Source organism: Microcystis sp. M079S1, assembly GCF_020246425.1.
Classification (GTDB): domain Bacteria; phylum Cyanobacteriota; class Cyanobacteriia; order Cyanobacteriales; family Microcystaceae; genus Microcystis; species Microcystis aeruginosa.
This window is the reverse complement of record NZ_JADBSZ010000054.1, coordinates 1-18,279: the sequence shown is the minus strand read 5'-3', so window position 1 is coordinate 18,279 and position 18,279 is coordinate 1. Positions and strand designations below refer to the sequence as shown.

Below are 18,279 nucleotides of genomic sequence, written 5' to 3'. Positions count from 1 at the left end.
TTAAATGTATCTGGATACACCCCACACAAGCGTTTGAACTCTGTTGGCTTTAAAGTTTTTACTTGTTCGTAAGTCATCTTTCAATCTTAACTCTCGGACTATTTTATCCTATTTTGTCTAGACTTATGCAAGAGATCTATTGTAAGGAGACATTTGATAGAAGTCTTTAAATATATATTCTAAGGTGCGTTGACTTACTTTTAATTCTTGACAAATCGCTGGAATAGTCAGATCAGAACGCAGATTTTTTCTCATCATTTCTTCTGCTTTTTTGAGGATAGAGGTGCGTCTGATAGCGTTTTTAGGGATTTTAATATCTTTGGTTACTGCTAAAGTCAAAAGAAAATCTTTGACAATTTCTCCTTTTAATTTTTGACCGACAAAATTCAATCTTAATGCTTTTCTTTTCCCAGATATTTGTTGACGATCTAAATTAAATAGCATTTGATAAAGTTGATGACAAGATTGTTGGAGATGACGAATTTTTTCCGATGGGCAAATCACAATAGAAGAAGCGGAAGAATTTAAAAACTTTTTCGCTTCTGGTAACTCTAAAGTTTGGCACAATTGTTGCAGATAATTATCATGAACGTAAAGCTGAAAACGATTGGAAAAGGGATGTTGAAAAACGGAAATTTCTGATTTAGGGGGGATAATCCCAAGATAGTTATTTTCTAATGGATACAAATTTTGGAAGAAGACAGAATTCACATGAACAGGAATCGCAAAAACCCACATTTTAGAATGGATTACTCCCACAACATTCGTTAAACAATTACGTTGCGATAATTCTAACATCACTTCATCGATGATGATCCTTGAAAGATACCCTTCAAAATGATCACCACTGAGTTGTAAAGCATCTCCGTTGACAAATTCTCGATTCTGAAAATAGCGAGAAAAGTCACAAAAATATTCACTTTTAAAGGTTAATTCCTGAGAATTAATTAAAATATCGGTTTTATTATCAAAAATAAACATCTTATATATAACTATTTGGTTATTGAGTAAAATTAAACTTTTTTTGCCCATCAATTTAAAAACTTGCGTTTTTGGGATCATCTTAGCATAGAGGACTGAGTAGTATGAGTTACAGCAGAGTTGATTTGTTAATTTTGCCCATCAGTGTCATCCCAGTTAAATCTCTCACTTTTTTCCGTTATCAATTACTAAGGAGATTTCGATGGCTAAAGAATATATGCCCCTTGAAGATTGCTCTGGGTCTGCGGTAGTGGGTGGAGAAATCCCTCAATTACGTCCCCCGGCATTTTCTGATGACTCACAATATACCACATTTAGCTATACTTATTATCCAGATTCTTCGGTACTTGTTATGCAATCACAAATACCAGACTTGACGCATAAGGTTTTCAGGATAAGCAAAGAGTCCCTCGCATACTACCTACCGAAGAACGATTATCCAGGGGGATCAGAAATTTCCGAAGCTGTTACTCCTAATATTAGCACTCGTTTCTATGCGATCGAAGCAACTATTGATTTCTCCAAAGCTAAAGGGGACTTACAAGGTGTTCTGATGGCGCACGGCGGCTGTTTTGGTGGACATAGTTTCTACATCTATCAGGGAAAACTATGTTATGTCTATAACTGGTTAGGGCAACAACAGAAGATCACTTGTGATCTTCCTCGTCTCAGTAGCGAGATGACACTCAAAGTTGAATTTGCCAAACCAAAGATAATCTCCCCTTCCGATGAAAAGTTGGGTGACAGCACAATAGATAAGATGAAACTGTATATTAATAACATCGAACAAAATGTCGATATTATAAAAACTTTATCAAATCATACTCCTAACTTCCTAACTCAATATAAACACGAGATTCCTTACGAGTTTCAAGGTGCGAAGCTGCAAAGAATTATGATTACTATTACTAATGATAAGTAGTTGGACAAAAGTAAAGTTAACTGTGGGGTAAGGAGTCAGGAGCCGGTCGTCAGGAGTCAGTAAGAATTGCGGCAATTTACATTTCTTAAGATAGACAACAGAATTTATGTCCAACTACATATAGTGCGATAAATGATGATCAATTATGATCGATTAAGCACCTAAGCAAAATTAATTACACATCTAAGCCGCCGACATCGTCTTCATCATCAGGAATTGCTGGAACATTCAAGAAAACGGGTTTCTTTAAGAAACCCGTTTTCTGGTTTAAGTATCTGGATGGGCTAGAATATTCAGCGTTAATCAAGGAGGCCTCTTGATAAACTTACTAGGCGGATCCGATGGTAAAAAATTTTTTTTATGAGGGTGTAATATTGCCAAATGGAGATATTAAAACTAACTGGCAACTGACTCCTTTTATGAACCTCGTCGTCGTTACCAATTATATTTTTGGTTTCGTCCTCATCTTTTTTGGCAGTGATAGTGCGATCGCATATTGTGTAGAGAGTTTGTCGGGTGGGGAATGCCCACCCTACATTCAAGGTAAAATAGAGCCAAGGAAGTTACTAGAGAGAGAATGCTATTTTGCCAGCTATGAGCCAAACCCTACCTAAAACTGTTAATTTCGAGGAATTCGTCCCTTGGCTGCCTGAAAATTCGGGAGTGCGTTATGAGCTACACAAGGGAAATATTATTGAAATGGCACAACCCGCAGGAGAACACGAGGAAATCAAAGGATTTTTAACTGTTAAACTCAGTGGAATAATTGATAGACTGGGTCTTCCTTATTTAATTCCTAACCAAGCGATTGTCAGACCTGCTGGTAAAAATTCTGGTTATTTTCCTGATGTATTAGTGCTAAATCGAACCAAGCTCGCTCAGGAAAAATTATGGAAAAAAGAATCAATCCTTAGGGATGGTGCATCTATCCCTCTGATCATTGAAGTGGTATCGACTAACTGGCGTGATGATTACTACTTAAAATTTGCTGATTATGAAGAAATGGGTATTCCTGAATATTGGATTGTCGATTATGCAGCCTTGGGTGGGCGTAATTTTCTTGGCACTTCTAAACAACCGACCATCTCTGTTTGTCGCTTAGTTGAGGAAGAATATCAAATTCGGCAATTTCGAGACAGTGATCGCCTAATTTCTCAGACTTTCACGGAATTAAATCTCACTGTCAATCAGATTTTCTTAAGTCTGTAGGGTGTGCATCGTCCACCTTACTCTTTTCGCTTTTTTCTTCAGTTTGAGGGGTTGATTTTGCCACTTAAAATCGGCAATTATTGCCTTTATTTGCTCAATATGATGGGTTTTTAAGCCATTAAGCTCAATTTCTTTGATCGCTTTGGTGTTCATGTTCTCAAGGTCGTTACTAAGACAAGATACTAAACTAAGACGCATTTTAAATGAGAGAAATTTGGGGATCCCTATTTATTTTTTTAGTCTGTCCCATAATCGGTGGACTGCCTCTGATCGATTGGATAAATTATCTCGTAACTGGACGTAAATTATCCCAATTAGGTACTGGTAATATCGGTGTAACTGCCGCTTTTTACCATGGGGGTAAATTGGTGGGAATTTTGGCGGTAATTTCGGAAGCAGCCAAGGGAATTATCGTTATTTTCCTAACCCGTTTCTTTTTTACCACCGGCTCCACTTGGGAATTATTAGCTTTAATTGCCTTAGTCATGGGGCGCTATTGGTTAGGAAAAGGTGCGGGAACTACTAATGTTTTCTGGGGATTAATGGTTCACGATTTTGTCGCTGTTTTTCTCACCTCAATCATTAGTGGGATTAGCTTTACTATTTTTCGAGAAAAATCTACGGGTAGATTGGTAGGATTATTTTTATTAGCTTTAATTCTCACCTTGCGCCGTCCCCACGATTCAGGTTATATTATAACTGCCATTGCTTTAGCCTGTTTATTAGGGGCAATTTTTCAAAAAATCGCCGACGATTTAGACTTACCCGAAGCAAGTGTTAACAATGAATCAAAAACTATGTTTCGTTTTTTTCGTGGAGATCGATCGATCCGAACCCTTGATGACAATCTGACGGCTTTAAAAGTGGGACAAAAAGCCGCCACTTTAGCCTATCTTAAGCGTGCTGGTTATCCCATTCCTAGGGGTTGGGTTTTACCACCGGGGGATGATCCACAACCGTTAATAGAATCTCTTAATCCTGATATTAATCATCCCTTAGTCGTGCGCTCTTCCGCTATTGGAGAAGATAGTGAAACTGCTTCATCTGCGGGACAATATACTACAATTCTTAACGTTGTTGATCGAGAAAATTTAGCGGCGGCGATTTTAAGTTGCCAAACCTCCTATAATAGTCCTAATGCTGTTAATTATCGACTCGATCGAGGTCAAGAAAACACGGCCATGGCTGTGTTAATCCAAGAACAAATTCGAGGAGTTTTTTCAGGAGTTGCCTTCAGTCGTGATCCGATTAATCCTCTCAGTTTAGATGTAGTTATTGAAGCTTTACCCGGAGATGCCACCAGAGTTGTATCGGGAAGAATCACCCCCGAAAGTTATCGAGTTAATTTAGAAGAAAATATCATCATCGGAGCGGGAGATATTCCCCCAGCTATTATTCAACAGGTAGCTAATCTTTGTCGGCAATTAGAAAACCTTGATCATGGCATTCCCCAAGATATAGAATGGACTCATGACGGACGAAAATTATGGTTATTACAGTGCCGTCCTATCACTAATTTACAGCCAATTTGGACAAGAAAAATCGCAGCTGAAGTTATCCCCGGTGTGATTCGTCCTTTGCCTTGGTCAATTAATCGTCCTTTAACCTGTGGAGTTTGGGGAGATATTTTCCAGTTAGTTTTAGACAAAAAAGCCCTCGATTTGGACTTCAATGAAACAGCGACTTTACACTATCAAAGAGCCTATTTTAATGCTTCTTTGTTAGGCACAATTTTCCGTCGCATGGGATTACCTCCAGAAAGCTTAGAATTCCTGACCAAAGGAGCAAAGTTTACCAAACCACCGTTAACGGCAACCTTGGCTAATTCCCCTGGTTTATTAAAACTTTTAGGACGGGAATTACAGTTAGAAAAAGACTTTAGCCAAGATCAAAAAAACTATTTTATCCCGACGCTCAAAAAAATTAACGCTACTGCCCCAGAAGCTTTATCTTCAGGGGAGATTTTAGAGCAAATTGAGGAGATTTTAACCGTCTTAAAAAAAGCCACCTATTATAGTATTCTTGCCCCTCTTAGCTTTGCCTTGCGTCGCAGTATTTCGCAAGTACCTTTTGAGAGATTGGATAACTCCCAAGCACCAGAAATAGCCTCAATGCGATCGCTATCTGAACTGAGAAAAAATACGCTTGATCGAGATTTTGACTCAGCTTTTTCCCTCTGGTTAGAAACCTACGGTTATTTAAGCGAAGTGGGGACTGATATTTCCATACCGAGATGGCGAGAAAATCCCCAAGAGCTGCTACAACTCCCCTTAGATAGTCCGGGTAATAATAGCCATAAAAAAGTCAAATCTTCCCATACTGTCCAAAAAAGATTAAATATCAAAAACCAAGTGACTGAAATTTACTCCCGTCTTTTAGCTCACCTACGCTGGCATTTTCTCGCTTTAGAAACCCTCTGGTTACAGCAGCAAATATTATCGGAGACGGGAGATATATTTTATCTAAATTACTCAGAAGTTACCCAGTTGGGTCAGAATAATAAAATCGCCAATCTTAACCAGATTATCCGCCAGCGTCGCCAACAATTCCAAGAAAACTCTCAATTAACCGATATTCCCTACATCGTTTATGGACAACCCCCGAAAAGAGAATTTTTAGTTTCAAATTTAACTGCCAAAAAACGCTTACAGGGAATTGCCGCTAGTGGGGGGACAGTGGAGGGACGAGTCAAAATTATGCCAACCCTACAAAATCTAGAAATTGCCCCTAATACTATTCTCGTTATTCCCTATACTGACTCAGGATGGTCGCCTTTATTATCCCGGGCTGTGGGAATTATTGCCGAGGTGGGGGGACAATTATCCCATGGTGCTATTATTGCCAGAGAATACGGAATTCCGGCGGTTATGGATGTGCATAATGCCATGAAATTGTTAAAAGATGGTCAATTAATTCGTCTCGATGGCACTCAAGGAATTATTGAAATTCTCTAGGCATTAGGGGACAAGCTTTTCCCTATCTAGGGTTTGCGGCAAAAAGTTTTTCCTGGGGACAGGGTGTAGGGTGTAGGGTGTAGGGTGTAGGGTGTAGGGTGTGGGGAGTTTTCTCAGTTAACTGATAACTGATAACTGATAACTGATAACTGATAACTGACTTCTAACCCAATGTTGCTCAAAGATAAGCAAAAATTATCTATGAACTCCAAAAACTTGAGAATATTTAAATTAACATTTCGCAATATTTACAAATTCTTAAGAATTAATTGAGAAAGATTTTTATTTAACAACGATGTTACAATGGTTACAGCGATTTTACTGAATTTCATAGTGGGGTATTCTATGCTTTTTTGGGCAGCAACGGTTGAAACCCTTGCCACACCTAGAAGGTAATCCTCATTAAGACAGGTAAATGAGTCAATTTCACCCACAACGATGATCTTTTTTTTGTGTAGTTTTATTGCAAAAAAAAAGTTTTTTTGACAAAAAGCACAAAGTATGAATTAGGAAGTGGGGTAGTGGGGTAGTGGGGAAGTGGGTTGATGGGGTAGTGGGGTAGTGGGGTAGTTCGGAAGTTATCTGCTATTTTCCAATAAAAATCTTCTTTCGGCGCGAACAATTGCCTCTCTAGTGGCTAAAACTGCTTCTGTATCCACCGAAAGAGAAGTCACACCCCAAGCAATCAAATCATCGATAAGTTCAGGATACTCGACGATAGCCATGCCGCAAACCGAACAGGGAATCTGTAAAACTTTTGCTTGAGTGATAATTTGTTTTAAAGCCGCTCTGACTGCGGGATGACGGGCGTTAAAATATTCTGAGAAATGTTCTCGATCGCTACCTAAAAGTAATTGAGTTAAATCATTAGTACCAATAGCGATTAATTGTACCCCCGCTTGCACATAATCCCCCAATTGAAAGATTACCCCCGGTACTTCCACCATTATCCCCAATTGGAAAGAAGGGACTTGAGTGAGTAAAGCCGATTGTACCCGTTGCCGGCAAAAAATAAATTCTTCAACCCCGCGGACAAAGGGAAGCAGTAAATTAATATTGGTGGCGCTGGTGGTTTGTACCCGTCGTAAAGCTTGCAATTCCAGATCGAATAGAGTCGGATCTAATATATAACCATGGGTTCCCCGACTGTCTTGAGCCGAATGTTGAGCATCAAAAGAACGGTAAAATAAAGGCTTAGGCTGGATACTAAGGGCAAATTGTGCGATTAAATCACTTAATCTCTCGATCAATGCTTCTTGATGCTCTGGTGTTAACCATTCTTCTAGATTACGCTGAGAAAGTAACTCTAAGATCATCCATTCTGAGCGCAATAAACCAATCCCATCAATAGGCAGCTCTTGGATTCTCGCAATACTTTCAGTTTGACTGAGATTAACCATCAAACGGGTAGCAATTGCCGTCCCGTCGGTTTCTCTGGGTGGAGGTGGGGGTAAGGAAATCTGTTCCTGAGATGCTAGAGAAATAATTCCCCTCGTACCATCTACTAAAATTATCTCCCCTGAGCGGATAATTTCCGTGGCATTTTTCACCCCGACAACGGCAGGAATGGCTAATTCCCGGGCTAAAATGGCTCCATGGCTAGTTAATCCCCCCTGTTCCGTGATCATTGCTCGAATTTGGCGTAAATGGGGCAGTTTTTTCGGAGGTAAATTAGTAGTAACCAGAATGCAATCCTGAAAATTTGCCTCTGGGGAGTCGAAATTGCTGATCACTTTTGCCACTCCCGATGCCAACCCCGGGGATGCCCCTAATCCTCTTAAGGGATAATGGGAGGTAGTAGCGGTGATTTCCTGACTGTGACAGTTAAGAATATAAATTTGACCATCCAGCATCATCAGCCATTCTATGCTGGTTAACGTCGGTTTTTCCGTCAGCAGAAATTGAACCAGTTGACAAAGGCGATCGAGGGCGAAATTATCTAAACAGTAGCTTTCCTGTAAACTGGGTGCTAATAATTGTGGCGCGAGCAGATTACTGTCACTATTGAGATAATAAGCGCGGGATTTATTGCCTAATTGCCGACTGCGTAATTGACCGGAGCGATCGATAATGTAGGTATCCGGTGCCACTTCTCCATTAACTAAACTGTGTCCTAACCCCCAAACTGCCTGAATTTTCCAGTTATCGTCATTAATCAACACATTTCCCGCACAATTGGCCGGTAATAACGGTTGTACCAGTAAAGATAATTGAATGTTTTCTAAACCAATTCCCATTTTTCGCCAATAAAATAGACTTCTGGCGGTGAATAACTCCGCCCAAGCTTGTTTTAGGGCATTTTCTAGATTATCTGCTTTAATTCCACTGATTGGGGCGGAAAATAAACCGAGAGTTCGCCGAGCCAGATTAGCTGGTAGGGAAAAGCGCCATACTAGGGTAGCCATGGATAATTGTGCCACGGCCGCCTCTAGTTCTTCTAACCAGAGAGGAGGAATTTGCGCTTGTAAAATGGCGCGCCGACTCTCTTTGGCGACTAATTGCAGAGCTTTGGCGTTATCTACGTCTAAATAGAGGGAAGATTGCGGAAAATCAGTCAAGAAAGAGTCAGCATTGTTGATAGTTTCCAAAAATTCCGCAAAAATGCGGTTAAAAATGGCAAATCCCCCGATAATTGGGTATCCTCGCTGGTGTAATTCACTGGCAATAAAAGCTTTTTCCCCCACCAGGGGGCGATCAGAAGCACTAATGCGATCGAGCCAGCAGAGAATGGTCACGGGATTTGTTAAGAATGGTGAAAGGATTCTAAAATAATCTAGGTGATTTTTGTAACTTTTTAGTTCTATCTGCTAGTTTAACTCACCGTCACTATCTTGAGGATGATCTGGGAAGTGGGGAAGTGGGGAAGTGGGGTGTAGGGTGTAGGGTGTGGGGTGTAGGGTGTGGGGCGTAGGGTGTGGGAAGAATAAATAAAAATAATCTCCTGTCTCCTGACTCCTATCTCCTGACTCCTATCTCCTGTCTCCTGACTACTGACTCCTGACGACCGGCTCCTGATAGCTGATAAGATAGGATTCGGACAATATTCGATCGCTGCGAGAAATTGATGGACACACCTGCGAAAGTTTTGTTAGTGGATGACGAACCGGGGGTTCGTGAATCTGTGCAAGCATATCTACAGTACGGGGATGACTTCGAGGTAAGAACTGCTAGTAATGCTAACGAAGCCTGGGATTTACTCAATCAAGAAATTCCGGAATTAGTCATCTCCGATATTATGATGCCGCAGGTGGATGGCTATCAGTTTCTGAAGAAATTGCGCGAAGATGCTCGTTTTCAGACAATTCCCGTGGTTTTTCTCACTGCTAGGGGGATGACGAGCGATCGCATTCAGGGTTATAATGCCGGTTGTGATGCTTATCTATCCAAACCTTTCGATCCCGAAGAATTAGAAGCATTAATCAAGTCTTTAATCGAGCGCCGTCGTCAATCCCTGCAAGCCACCAGCGAAAACGCTAGATTAGAAGAAATTGCCCGAGATATCCGGGAATTAAAACAGCAGGTGGGACAACAGAACACTTTTACTACTACTCCCCCCCCGATTAAAATTGACCTTACCCCCCGGGAACAAAGCGTTTTAGATTTAGTAGCGGAGGGATTGATGAATAAAGAAATTGCCAGTCGTCTAGAAACCAGCGTCAGAAACGTAGAAAAATACGTCAGTCGCTTATTTAGCAAGACTGGTACTAATAGTCGCACGGAATTGGTACGTTTTGCCCTAAAACACGGTTTAACCAGTTAATATGGCAGCTAAGGACAAAGTAGCGGGCAACTCTCTTCTTAGAAATATCCCTTGGGGAAAAAGGCAGGTCAAATTTTTCAATAACTGGCGATGACAAGCAACTGAATTACCGATGGAAAAACAACTTTTGCAGCGAATCACCCTCGATTTGAATATATGTCACGGCAAACCTTGCCTTCGAGGATTGCGTTATCCTGTTGAATTTATCCTAGAATTACTTAGTTCTGGCATGAGTATGGAAGATATTTTAGCCGACTACGATGATTTGGAAAGGGAGGATATTCTAGCGGTGTTACTGTTTGCCACTCGGTTGACTCAGGTAAAAAGCATCTACCAAATTGCACCATGAAGTTTCAGGGAATAGTTATCAAAAGTATATTTACTAATTAACCAAAATACCAGTGAAACTAGCTCAAGCTCAGACGATATTAACAGACACTTTAACCGTATTTTGGGGAGAATGGCTAGATTTACGGGCGAGAGTCCTTCAGATCGCCGCCACAGGTTTAGTTTCTCCCCTAATCTATATTATCGGTTTCGGGTTGGGGTTGGGAAGCGCCCTCGATCGCTCGATGAAACCCTCGCTCGGCGATTCCTATCTAGAATTTATTTTACCCGGAATGGTGGCCTTGTCCTCAATGGCGATCAGTTTCGGGGGAACCACCTTTTCCATCTGTGGCGATCGCTTATTTAGTAAAACCTTCGAGGAATTATTATTACTTCCCGTCCATCCCCTCTCATTATTTTTAGGCAAAGTTTTCGCGGGAATTTTGCGCGGTGTAATGACTTCTGCATCAGTGATTCTCGTTGCTATCTTATTTACAGGAAAATTTGCCAGTTTTCTCAATCCCCTCTTTTTATTAGTTTTAATCTTAAATTGTGCCGTCTTTGCCGGTTTAGGGGCAATTGTCGGATTGCGAGTTACATCCCTCGAAAGTGTCAGTCTGTATAATAACTTTTTAATCGTGCCGATGTCTTTTTTAGGAGCAACTTTTTTCGATCCCCAAACCTTACCCTGGCCATTAAAAATTATTGTTTATTCCTTGCCCCTCACCTATGCTAGTCTGGGATTAAGAGCCGCAGCCTACGATATAAATCAATTTCCTTGGTTCGCTATCCCCATTTTATTAATCGTCGCTATTCTTCTCTCGATTGTCGGTGCTTATCAATTCTCCCATCAACGGGATTGAATCAGTTATCAGTAATCAGTAATCAGTTATCAGATTTTAGTTTTCAGTGAATAGTATTAAGTGGCAAGTTTTGAGCTTTATTTTCATGGATTACTGTTTGATTTTTACTGATAAAAGCAAAAAGCTCCTGACTCCTATCTCCTGACTCCTTTTTCCCTTGAATAAATATATCCTTTTCTATAAACCCTACGATGTATTATGTCAGTTTACTGATGAAAATGGTCGCTCGACTTTAAAAGATTATATTCCCATCCCGAATATCTATTCTGTCGGTCGTTTAGATAGGGACAGCGAGGGATTATTATTACTCACAGATAACGGTCAATTACAGCATCGTTTGGGTCATCGTCAATTTGCTCATCCGCGTACCTATTGGGTACAAGTCGAAAGAATTCCAGACCTAAACGCTTTAGAAAAATTGCGTCAAGGTCTTCCTATTCAGGATTATCGCACTCGACCAGCAATAGTTAATTTACTAGATTTTGAACCAGATTTACCACCCAGAGAGCCACCGATTCGTTATCGAAAATCTGTCCCCACCGCTTGGTTAGAAATTACCTTAACTGAGGGGAGAAATCGTCAGGTAAGACGGATGACGGCTGCCGTTGGTTATCCCACTTTAAGATTAATTAGAACAGCCATTACTATTGACAAAAACAATAAATTATGCTTAACAGGATTACAACCCGGTCAATGGCGAGAAGTGACTGAAAAAGAGAGAAAAGCCTTAGAAAGGTTATAATTTCTGTAAGCAACCTTGATAAGTGGGTGGGTGGAATTAAATATAAGATGAACGTAGGTTGGGTTGAAGCATGAAACCCAACGCCTGCATGGGTTACGCTACCGCTAACCCATCCTACAAATAATTCTGCCTCCCTACTTAACCAAAGTTGAATGTATAGTTTGGGACTTGATCAAATTACCCACAATTATCTATAATCGTGAATATTAAACCTAAAGACAAATATGAAAGTTAAAATTAAAAATCTTGGCATTTTAAAACAGGCAGAATTAAGTCTAGGCAACCTCACAATTATCTGTGGTGGTAATAATACAGGTAAAACTTATGCTACATATTCTTTATTTGGTTTTTTAGACACTTGGCGACAACTATTAAAGGGACCAACATTTAGCCTCAAAGAAAAAGTTGATCAACTACTTTCTGATGGTGTAATTAGTCTCGATCTACAGGAGTATGTTCAACAGTGTGAAAGTATTCTTACTACAGGTTGTCAAAGATATATTCGACAAATACCTGAAGTTTTTGCGGCCAACGAGGAGAGGTTTAAAAATGTTGATTTTCAGATAGAATTAAATTTTGACAATATTCAATTTCAAAATAAGTATGAAAAGAAAATTAGTACAGCAACATGGGAAATTATCTCGATTAGCAAACCTGAAAATGACCCTTATTTATCCATCACATTATTAACAGAAACAGAAAAAATAAATCTGCCAGTGCATTTTCTTGAAGACATCATTTATAACATTATACAAGATATAATTTTCTCTCAGTTTTTTCCTAGGCCATTTATTGCCAGTGCAGAAAGGACAGGAGCGGCAATTTTTCGCAAAGAGTTAAATTTTGCTCGTAATCGTTTACTGGAAGAAATTAGCAAAAATAGCAATTTTAATCCTAGGGAACTGTTATTTAATGTTTCTAGGGATTATGCGCTACCGGTCAAAAAAAATGTAGATTTTACTAGACAAATAGAAACAATTGTCAAAAAAACTAGCTTTATCGCCGAAAATCATCTCAGTATTTTAGAAGATTTTGCTGATATTATTGGTGGTCAGTATATGATTACTAACAATGATGAACTTTATTACATTCCTAAAGTAAAAAGACAAGGAAAAAGACTTAGACTATCGATGGATGAAAGTTCTAGTGCTGTACGTTCTCTTTTAGACATTGGCTTTTATTTAAGACACGAAGCTCGCATCGGAGATTTGTTGATAGTAGATGAACCTGAATTAAATCTCCATCCAGAAAATCAACGCCGTATCGCTAAACTTTTCGCTCGACTGATCAACATTGGTATTAAAGTTTTTATTACTACTCACAGTGATTATATTATCAAAGAAATAAACACATTAATTATGCTCAACCATGATCAACCACACCTGAAACAAATTGCCGCAGAAGAAGGCTATAGACAAGAGGAATTATTATCGGCTAATCAAGTTAAAGTATATATTGCTGAAGAAGATTCAAAGATGTTAAAAGGACAAAAAAGAAAAACTAAATTTCACACTTTAAACCCCGCTAAAATTGATCCACAAATGGGTATTGAAGCGCGTAGTTTTGATACTACTATCGAAAATATGAATCGTATTCAAACGGCTATTATTTGGGGTGAGGAGTAATGTCTGATATTGCTATCCTCAAAGAAATGATTAGCAAGTGTGCGATAGTAGAGTTAGAGTATAAAAAAGAATACAAACGAGATAGTTATTTACTGAAACTGACAGAAAATCAAGATAACTATTCGTTTGTGATTAGTTGAATGCCTGAACCCGATCGAGTTATTGTGATCAAGCTAGATGAGTTTTTTGATGTCCGCACAATTTTTACTGGTAGTAAAGGTGAGTGTAAGCGTGCAGATTTTATAATTATCGCTAATACCACTTCTGAAAAAGTTATCCTTTGTCTGGAAATGAAGAAAAGCAGAGATTCTAATTCATCGATAATTAAACAATTAAAAGGAGCCAAATGCTTTGTCTCCTATTGTCGTGAAATCGGACGCTTATTTTGGAATCAACCCGATTTTCTTCAGGACTATCAATATCGCTTTGTTAGTATTAAAAATATCAGTATTTCTAAAACAACCACCAGCAGCCGTAAATCCTCTCAAAAAAATGAGATTCATGATCAACCAGAAAAAATGTTAAAAATTTCCGCTCAAGCGAAGCACTTTCAAGAATTAATTTAGTCCTATAGCTTGACATTATGACCGATTTAATCTCGATCGAATAACGATCTTTTGCCGAGAGTGCCAAAAGAGCCTTATCGATGCTCATTTTTAAAAACTTCAAACACCTGCCGGCTGAAATATTTTAACTTATCAGCCACCTTAGGAGAGGGTTGATAATTGCCGACTAATTGCCAATTTTCCACCGTAGATAGTCGCCAAGCAGTTCCTTGATGGTTAAAAGCCTGCATTTCTAAGCCAATCAAACGCTGATGCTGATCCTCGCTATCGAGATGAAAACGAATTTGTACCAGAATACTGCGCCCTTGAATTCTGGGACTCCAACCGGGAAAATGGAAAGCGATATCGATCGAGTCGGGATCCGTTAACTCCCTTGTGTGGGGATCATTGCGCCAAGGTTTCAGATCTGCCTTTGCATCGGGGAATTGTTGTTTAAACAGGTTGACGAGTGTGGCGATCTTCGCCGTTAATTCTAATCCTTTTGCCTGTTCCGACGCATTCATGCTCACCTCTGATAATTGCTTATAAAGTAACTATTTATACAGTTTAGCCCTGCTTTTTGCGACTATTGGAACAATTATAACGATATTTTCTCGATCGAGTCCAAAATGCCGCACCTGTCAATCCAGATAGCCGCTGCCAAAAAGACAAAATCAAAACTACACTAGAAAATAGGATAATCGACAGGAACAGTATTTTCTATGAATCCCCAAGAGTCTCTATTACAATCGATCGAAAAATTAGGCTATCGGGTTACGGTGGGTGATGTGGCGGCAAAATCAGGTTTAGAGATTAACGCTGCACAACAGGGATTATTAGCTTTAGCTGCGGAAGCGGGGGGACATTTACAGGTAGCAGATACGGGGGAGATTATCTATCTTTTCCCCGAAAATTTTCGGTCGATTCTTCTGAATAAATATTGGCAATTGCAGTTAAAAGCTTTCGGGAGTAAAATCTGGAAAGTAGTTTTTTATGTTATTCGCATTTCCTTCGGCATTGTTTTAATTATTTCGATTTTAATCCTCTTGCTGGCTATCCTAGCGATCCTGATCGGCTTAATGTTTAAAGATAGTGACTCGGATAACAATTCTGGAAATAACAACATTAATATTAACTTCTTTCCCACTGACTTTTTCTGGATTTTTTATCCCGATTTTGGTAATAACTACTACGAAAAAAGAGATCGGGAAGTTAAGGCAGAAAAACCCCCTAGTAAGATGAATTTTCTCGAGGCAGTTTTTTCTTTTCTTTTTGGCGATGGCGATCCTAATTTTAATTTAGAGGAGAGACGCTGGCAAACTATCGGTAAAGTAATTCAAAATAATCGTGGCTCGATTGTCGCTCCACAAATTGCCCCCTATCTCGATAGTATTACCCCTAGTCAGGAGGAGACAGAAGACTATATACTCCCAGTTTTAACTCGCTTTAATGGGTTGCCCCAAGTGTCCGATCGAGGCGATATTATCTATTATTTTCCCGATCTACAGGTGACAACCAAAGAGAGAAAAGTACAAGCAGTTTACCCCTATCTAAGGGAAAAACGCTGGAAGTTTAGCGAAGCGGATAGCGGTCAAATTATCTTAGCTTTAGGTTTAGGGGGGGTTAACTTTATCCTCGCTTTAGTTTTAGGATTTTTGCTCAACAGTGATAGTGTCGATTTGAGCGGTTCTCTGGGGTCGATAGTCACAGGTATCTACGGTTTTCTCCTCAGTTATGCCGCTGCTTTTTTGGGGATTCCCCTCGGTCGTTATTTCTTTTTACAGTGGAGAAATAAGCGGGTTAATCAACGCAATCAACAGCGAGAAAAAAGAGCAGATTTATTAGCACAAAATAATCCTGAATTAGAGCAAAAAATTGCCTACTCTCGTCAATTTGCCGACCAAAAAGTGATTAGGGATGCTGATATTAGTTATTCTACCGATCAAGACTATCTCGAACAAGAGAGCGAGCGCTCGGATAAAATCGATCGAGAATGGCAAAAACGCTTAGAATCCCCCGATTAAGTAGCTGGTTATAATTAAATTAAAAATGGATTTTGCCTTTAATCCCCCCTTGATCCCCCCTTGATAAGGTAGGGTTGATTCATGAATCAACCCTACCCTTGATAACGGGGGTGTCTGATAATTTTTAACGCCTACCTACTTAATCGCTTTTGCTGTGTGGGAGGTCATTCTGTTATTCTGACTTGAAAGTGGGAAGTGGGAAGTGGGAAGTGGGAAGAAAAAAGCTGTCTCCTGAATCCTGAATCCTGAATCCTGAATCCTGACGACCGACTCCTAACCCCACCAACAAACTTTTTGCCGCAAACCCTAACTTAAACGATCGAGAGTGCGATACTGAATTGCTTCGGCAACGTGGGAACTTTTCAGCATTTCACTATCTCCTAAATCGGCAATGGTGCGGGCAACTTTGAGAATGCGATCCATTGCTCGGGCCGATAAACCCAATTTTCGGATTGCCCCTTCTAAAATATGGCGACTGCTATGATCAAGAGCGCAAAAACCCCGCAAATGCTCGGAATTCATCTCCGCATTAGAGCGAATCCCCGTATTCTGAAAGCGATCGCTGGCCTTTTGTCTGGCCCTTTCTACCCGTTGCCGCACCTGCTCAGAAGCTTCTCCCCGACTCTCTTGGGTCATTTCTTCTGGTTTCAGGCGATTTACCGTCACTTGTAGGTCAATACGGTCTAAAAGCGGCCCCGATAATTTCGCCCAATATTGTTCCCGTTGTCGCGGGGAACAGCTGCAGGGTTGCACCGAATCGCCGTAATAACCACAGGGACAGGGATTGGTACTGGCCACTAGGGTAAAACGGGCCGGAAAAGCGACAGAAAGACGAGTGCGAGAAATGCTCACATAACCATCCTCTAGGGGTTGTCGGAGATATTCCAAGACACTGCGCTTAAATTCCGTTAATTCGTCCAAAAATAAAATACCACGGTGGGAAAGGGAGATTTCCCCCGGTCGGGGATAAGTGCCACCTCCCACCAGTGCCGCTCCGGAAGCGGAGTGATGGGGACTGCGAAAAGGACGCTCGCGCACCAGGGAACCTCGATCCTTCAGTAATCCGGCGACGGAATGAATCTGGGAGACTTCTAGGGATTCGGCAAAGGTAAGCTGGGGCAGAATTCCGGGTAAACGTCGCGCTAACATGGTTTTACCGCTGCCAGGGGGCCCGACAAAAATTAGGTTATGACCTCCAGCTGCGGCAATTTCCAGGGCCCGACGACCAATTGCTTGACCTTTGACATCCTTGAGATCGGGGAGATTTACCCGCGATCGCCCAAATTCCTCGGCAGCGTTAAAAGTCATCGGTGAATAGCGATCGGGTTCATTTAAGAAATTTACCACTTCCGATAGATGACGAAACCCATACACTTGTACGCCTTTGACCACGGCCGCTTCTTTGGCATTATCGGCGGGAACCACTAAACCCTTAATCCCCATTTTTTCGGCGGCGGCAGCAATGGGTAAAACCCCCGCCACGGGACGCAAACTACCATCGAGGGATAATTCACCTAAAAAGAGAAAATCCCCCAATAAACCGGCTTCTACCTGTTCGGAAGCCCCTAAAATGCCGATACTAATCGGTAAATCATAAATCGGCCCCTCTTTGCGGATATCGGCGGGACTTAAATTGATGACAATTTTGCGGATGGGAAAGGCAAATCCGGCATTTTTTAGGGAAGCTTTTACCCTTTCTTTCGACTCCTGCACGGCGGTATCGGGTAAACCCACCACGGCAATTCCGGGTAATCCCCCCGATACATCCACCTCTACCCCGATTTTAATGGCATCGATGCCGATAATTGCCGCACTCCAAACCCTTGCTAACATTTTGGCTCAAGTAAAAATAAAGTGAGTTCTTAGAAAAATGAAACAGGATGTTCGGCTAGTTTTCCGCATAAAAATGATTTTATCTGGGAATTTACCAGGAAAATCACCGTATTTCTGGGGATAACCTAACCAGAAAAGCTGAGAGCTTAATGGTATAGTTAAAAAAAAGCAATTTGTCTATGAGCGAGACTATTTTTAGCAAAATTATCCGTAAAGAAATTCCTGCCTCGATCGTTTATGAAGATGATCTGGCTCTCGCTTTTCGAGATGTTAATCCCCAAGCACCCACCCATATACTCATTATCCCCAAAAAACCGATTCCGAAACTAGAGGAAGCCAGCGACAGCGATCAAGATTTATTGGGACATTTGTTACTAACTGTTAAAAAGGTGGCCGCCGAAGCTAAATTAAGTCAAGGTTATCGAGTGGTGATCAATAATGGGGAACATGGGGGTCAAACCGTCGCTCATCTTCATGTCCATCTCTTAGGCGAT

At 40.6% G+C, this 18,279-nt stretch carries 17 protein-coding genes and 1 pseudogene; 12 read left to right on the top strand and 6 right to left on the bottom strand.

Annotated features, from left to right (window positions below; translation table 11 throughout):
- Positions 1-138: 138 nt before the first annotated feature.
- A pseudogene (locus IM456_RS03390) lies at positions 139-981 on the bottom strand (AraC family transcriptional regulator); the annotation flags it as partial.
- A gap of 202 nt (positions 982-1,183) precedes the next feature.
- Here IM456_RS03390 and IM456_RS03385 point away from each other — a divergent pair.
- On the top strand, positions 1,184-1,903 hold the full coding sequence (locus IM456_RS03385; protein ID WP_287694792.1) for a hypothetical protein: 720 nt from the start codon (positions 1,184-1,186) through the stop codon (positions 1,901-1,903).
- A gap of 175 nt (positions 1,904-2,078) precedes the next feature.
- On the opposite strand, the gene IM456_RS03380 is transcribed toward IM456_RS03385, so the two are convergent.
- Positions 2,079-2,210: a hypothetical protein gene (locus IM456_RS03380; RefSeq protein WP_287694794.1), complete on the bottom strand. Its 132-nt coding sequence runs from the start codon at positions 2,208-2,210 to the stop codon at positions 2,079-2,081.
- Positions 2,211-2,244: 34 nt separating this feature from the next.
- Between IM456_RS03380 and IM456_RS03375 the strand changes: the two genes are divergently transcribed.
- Positions 2,245-2,517, top strand: a complete 273-nt coding sequence (locus IM456_RS03375; protein ID WP_287694796.1) for a hypothetical protein — start codon at positions 2,245-2,247, stop codon at positions 2,515-2,517.
- Positions 2,498-3,112 carry a Uma2 family endonuclease gene (locus IM456_RS03370; RefSeq protein ID WP_149987286.1) on the top strand — a complete coding sequence of 205 codons (615 nt, stop codon included), beginning with the start codon at positions 2,498-2,500 and terminating at the stop codon, positions 3,110-3,112. The genes IM456_RS03375 and IM456_RS03370 overlap by 20 nt, the downstream gene beginning before the upstream one ends.
- Here the strand turns inward: IM456_RS03370 and IM456_RS03365 are convergent.
- Entirely contained in the window at positions 3,101-3,265 is a 165-nt protein-coding gene (locus tag IM456_RS03365) for a hypothetical protein (RefSeq protein ID WP_172970536.1), read from the bottom strand. The genes IM456_RS03370 and IM456_RS03365 overlap by 12 nt on opposite strands.
- A gap of 50 nt (positions 3,266-3,315) precedes the next feature.
- Between IM456_RS03365 and IM456_RS03360 the strand changes: the two genes are divergently transcribed.
- Positions 3,316-6,066: a glycerol-3-phosphate acyltransferase gene (locus tag IM456_RS03360; RefSeq protein ID WP_149987287.1), complete on the top strand. Its 2,751-nt coding sequence runs from the start codon at positions 3,316-3,318 to the stop codon at positions 6,064-6,066.
- Between the two features lie 578 nt (positions 6,067-6,644).
- Here IM456_RS03360 and IM456_RS03355 read toward each other — a convergent pair.
- Positions 6,645-8,801 (bottom strand): putative PEP-binding protein, encoded by a 2,157-nt coding sequence (locus IM456_RS03355; protein ID WP_149987288.1) that lies wholly within the window; start codon positions 8,799-8,801, stop codon positions 6,645-6,647.
- Positions 8,802-9,130: 329 nt separating this feature from the next.
- Between IM456_RS03355 and IM456_RS03350 the strand changes: the two genes are divergently transcribed.
- The 6 genes from IM456_RS03350 to IM456_RS03325 all read left to right on the top strand — a co-directional run bounded on the left by IM456_RS03350 (position 9,131) and on the right by IM456_RS03325 (position 13,949).
- Positions 9,131-9,826, top strand: a complete 696-nt coding sequence (locus IM456_RS03350; RefSeq protein ID WP_002795661.1) for a response regulator transcription factor — start codon at positions 9,131-9,133, stop codon at positions 9,824-9,826.
- A 112-nt stretch (positions 9,827-9,938) separates the two neighbouring features.
- Positions 9,939-10,175: a DUF433 domain-containing protein gene (locus IM456_RS03345; protein WP_149987289.1), complete on the top strand. Its 237-nt coding sequence runs from the start codon at positions 9,939-9,941 to the stop codon at positions 10,173-10,175.
- Positions 10,176-10,227: 52 nt separating this feature from the next.
- Positions 10,228-11,016, top strand: a complete 789-nt coding sequence (locus tag IM456_RS03340; RefSeq protein WP_149987290.1) for an ABC transporter permease — start codon at positions 10,228-10,230, stop codon at positions 11,014-11,016.
- A 157-nt stretch (positions 11,017-11,173) separates the two neighbouring features.
- Positions 11,174-11,758 (top strand): pseudouridine synthase, encoded by a 585-nt coding sequence (locus tag IM456_RS03335; RefSeq protein WP_002751273.1) that lies wholly within the window; start codon positions 11,174-11,176, stop codon positions 11,756-11,758.
- Positions 11,759-11,982: 224 nt separating this feature from the next.
- Positions 11,983-13,383, top strand: a complete 1,401-nt coding sequence (locus IM456_RS03330) for an AAA family ATPase (protein WP_149987291.1) — start codon at positions 11,983-11,985, stop codon at positions 13,381-13,383.
- A 140-nt stretch (positions 13,384-13,523) separates the two neighbouring features.
- Complete coding sequence (locus IM456_RS03325) at positions 13,524-13,949, top strand: hypothetical protein (RefSeq protein ID WP_253881311.1); 426 nt, start codon at positions 13,524-13,526, stop codon at positions 13,947-13,949.
- A gap of 74 nt (positions 13,950-14,023) precedes the next feature.
- Here IM456_RS03325 and IM456_RS03320 read toward each other — a convergent pair whose 3' ends face one another.
- Positions 14,024-14,452, bottom strand: a complete 429-nt coding sequence (locus IM456_RS03320) for a Tery_1686 family protein (protein ID WP_002743840.1) — start codon at positions 14,450-14,452, stop codon at positions 14,024-14,026.
- 198 nt (positions 14,453-14,650) lie between these two features.
- On the opposite strand from IM456_RS03320, the gene IM456_RS03315 reads away from it, so the two are divergent.
- On the top strand, positions 14,651-15,952 hold the full coding sequence (locus IM456_RS03315) for a hypothetical protein (protein WP_149987292.1): 1,302 nt from the start codon (positions 14,651-14,653) through the stop codon (positions 15,950-15,952).
- 306 nt (positions 15,953-16,258) lie between these two features.
- On the opposite strand, the gene IM456_RS03310 is transcribed toward IM456_RS03315, so the two are convergent.
- A complete protein-coding gene (locus tag IM456_RS03310; protein ID WP_149987293.1) occupies positions 16,259-17,785 on the bottom strand; it encodes a YifB family Mg chelatase-like AAA ATPase in 1,527 nt (508 codons plus the stop codon).
- Between the two features lie 179 nt (positions 17,786-17,964).
- Here IM456_RS03310 and IM456_RS03305 point away from each other — a divergent pair.
- On the top strand, positions 17,965-18,279 hold a 315-nt coding region (locus IM456_RS03305; RefSeq protein ID WP_287707208.1), incomplete at its 3' end, for a histidine triad nucleotide-binding protein.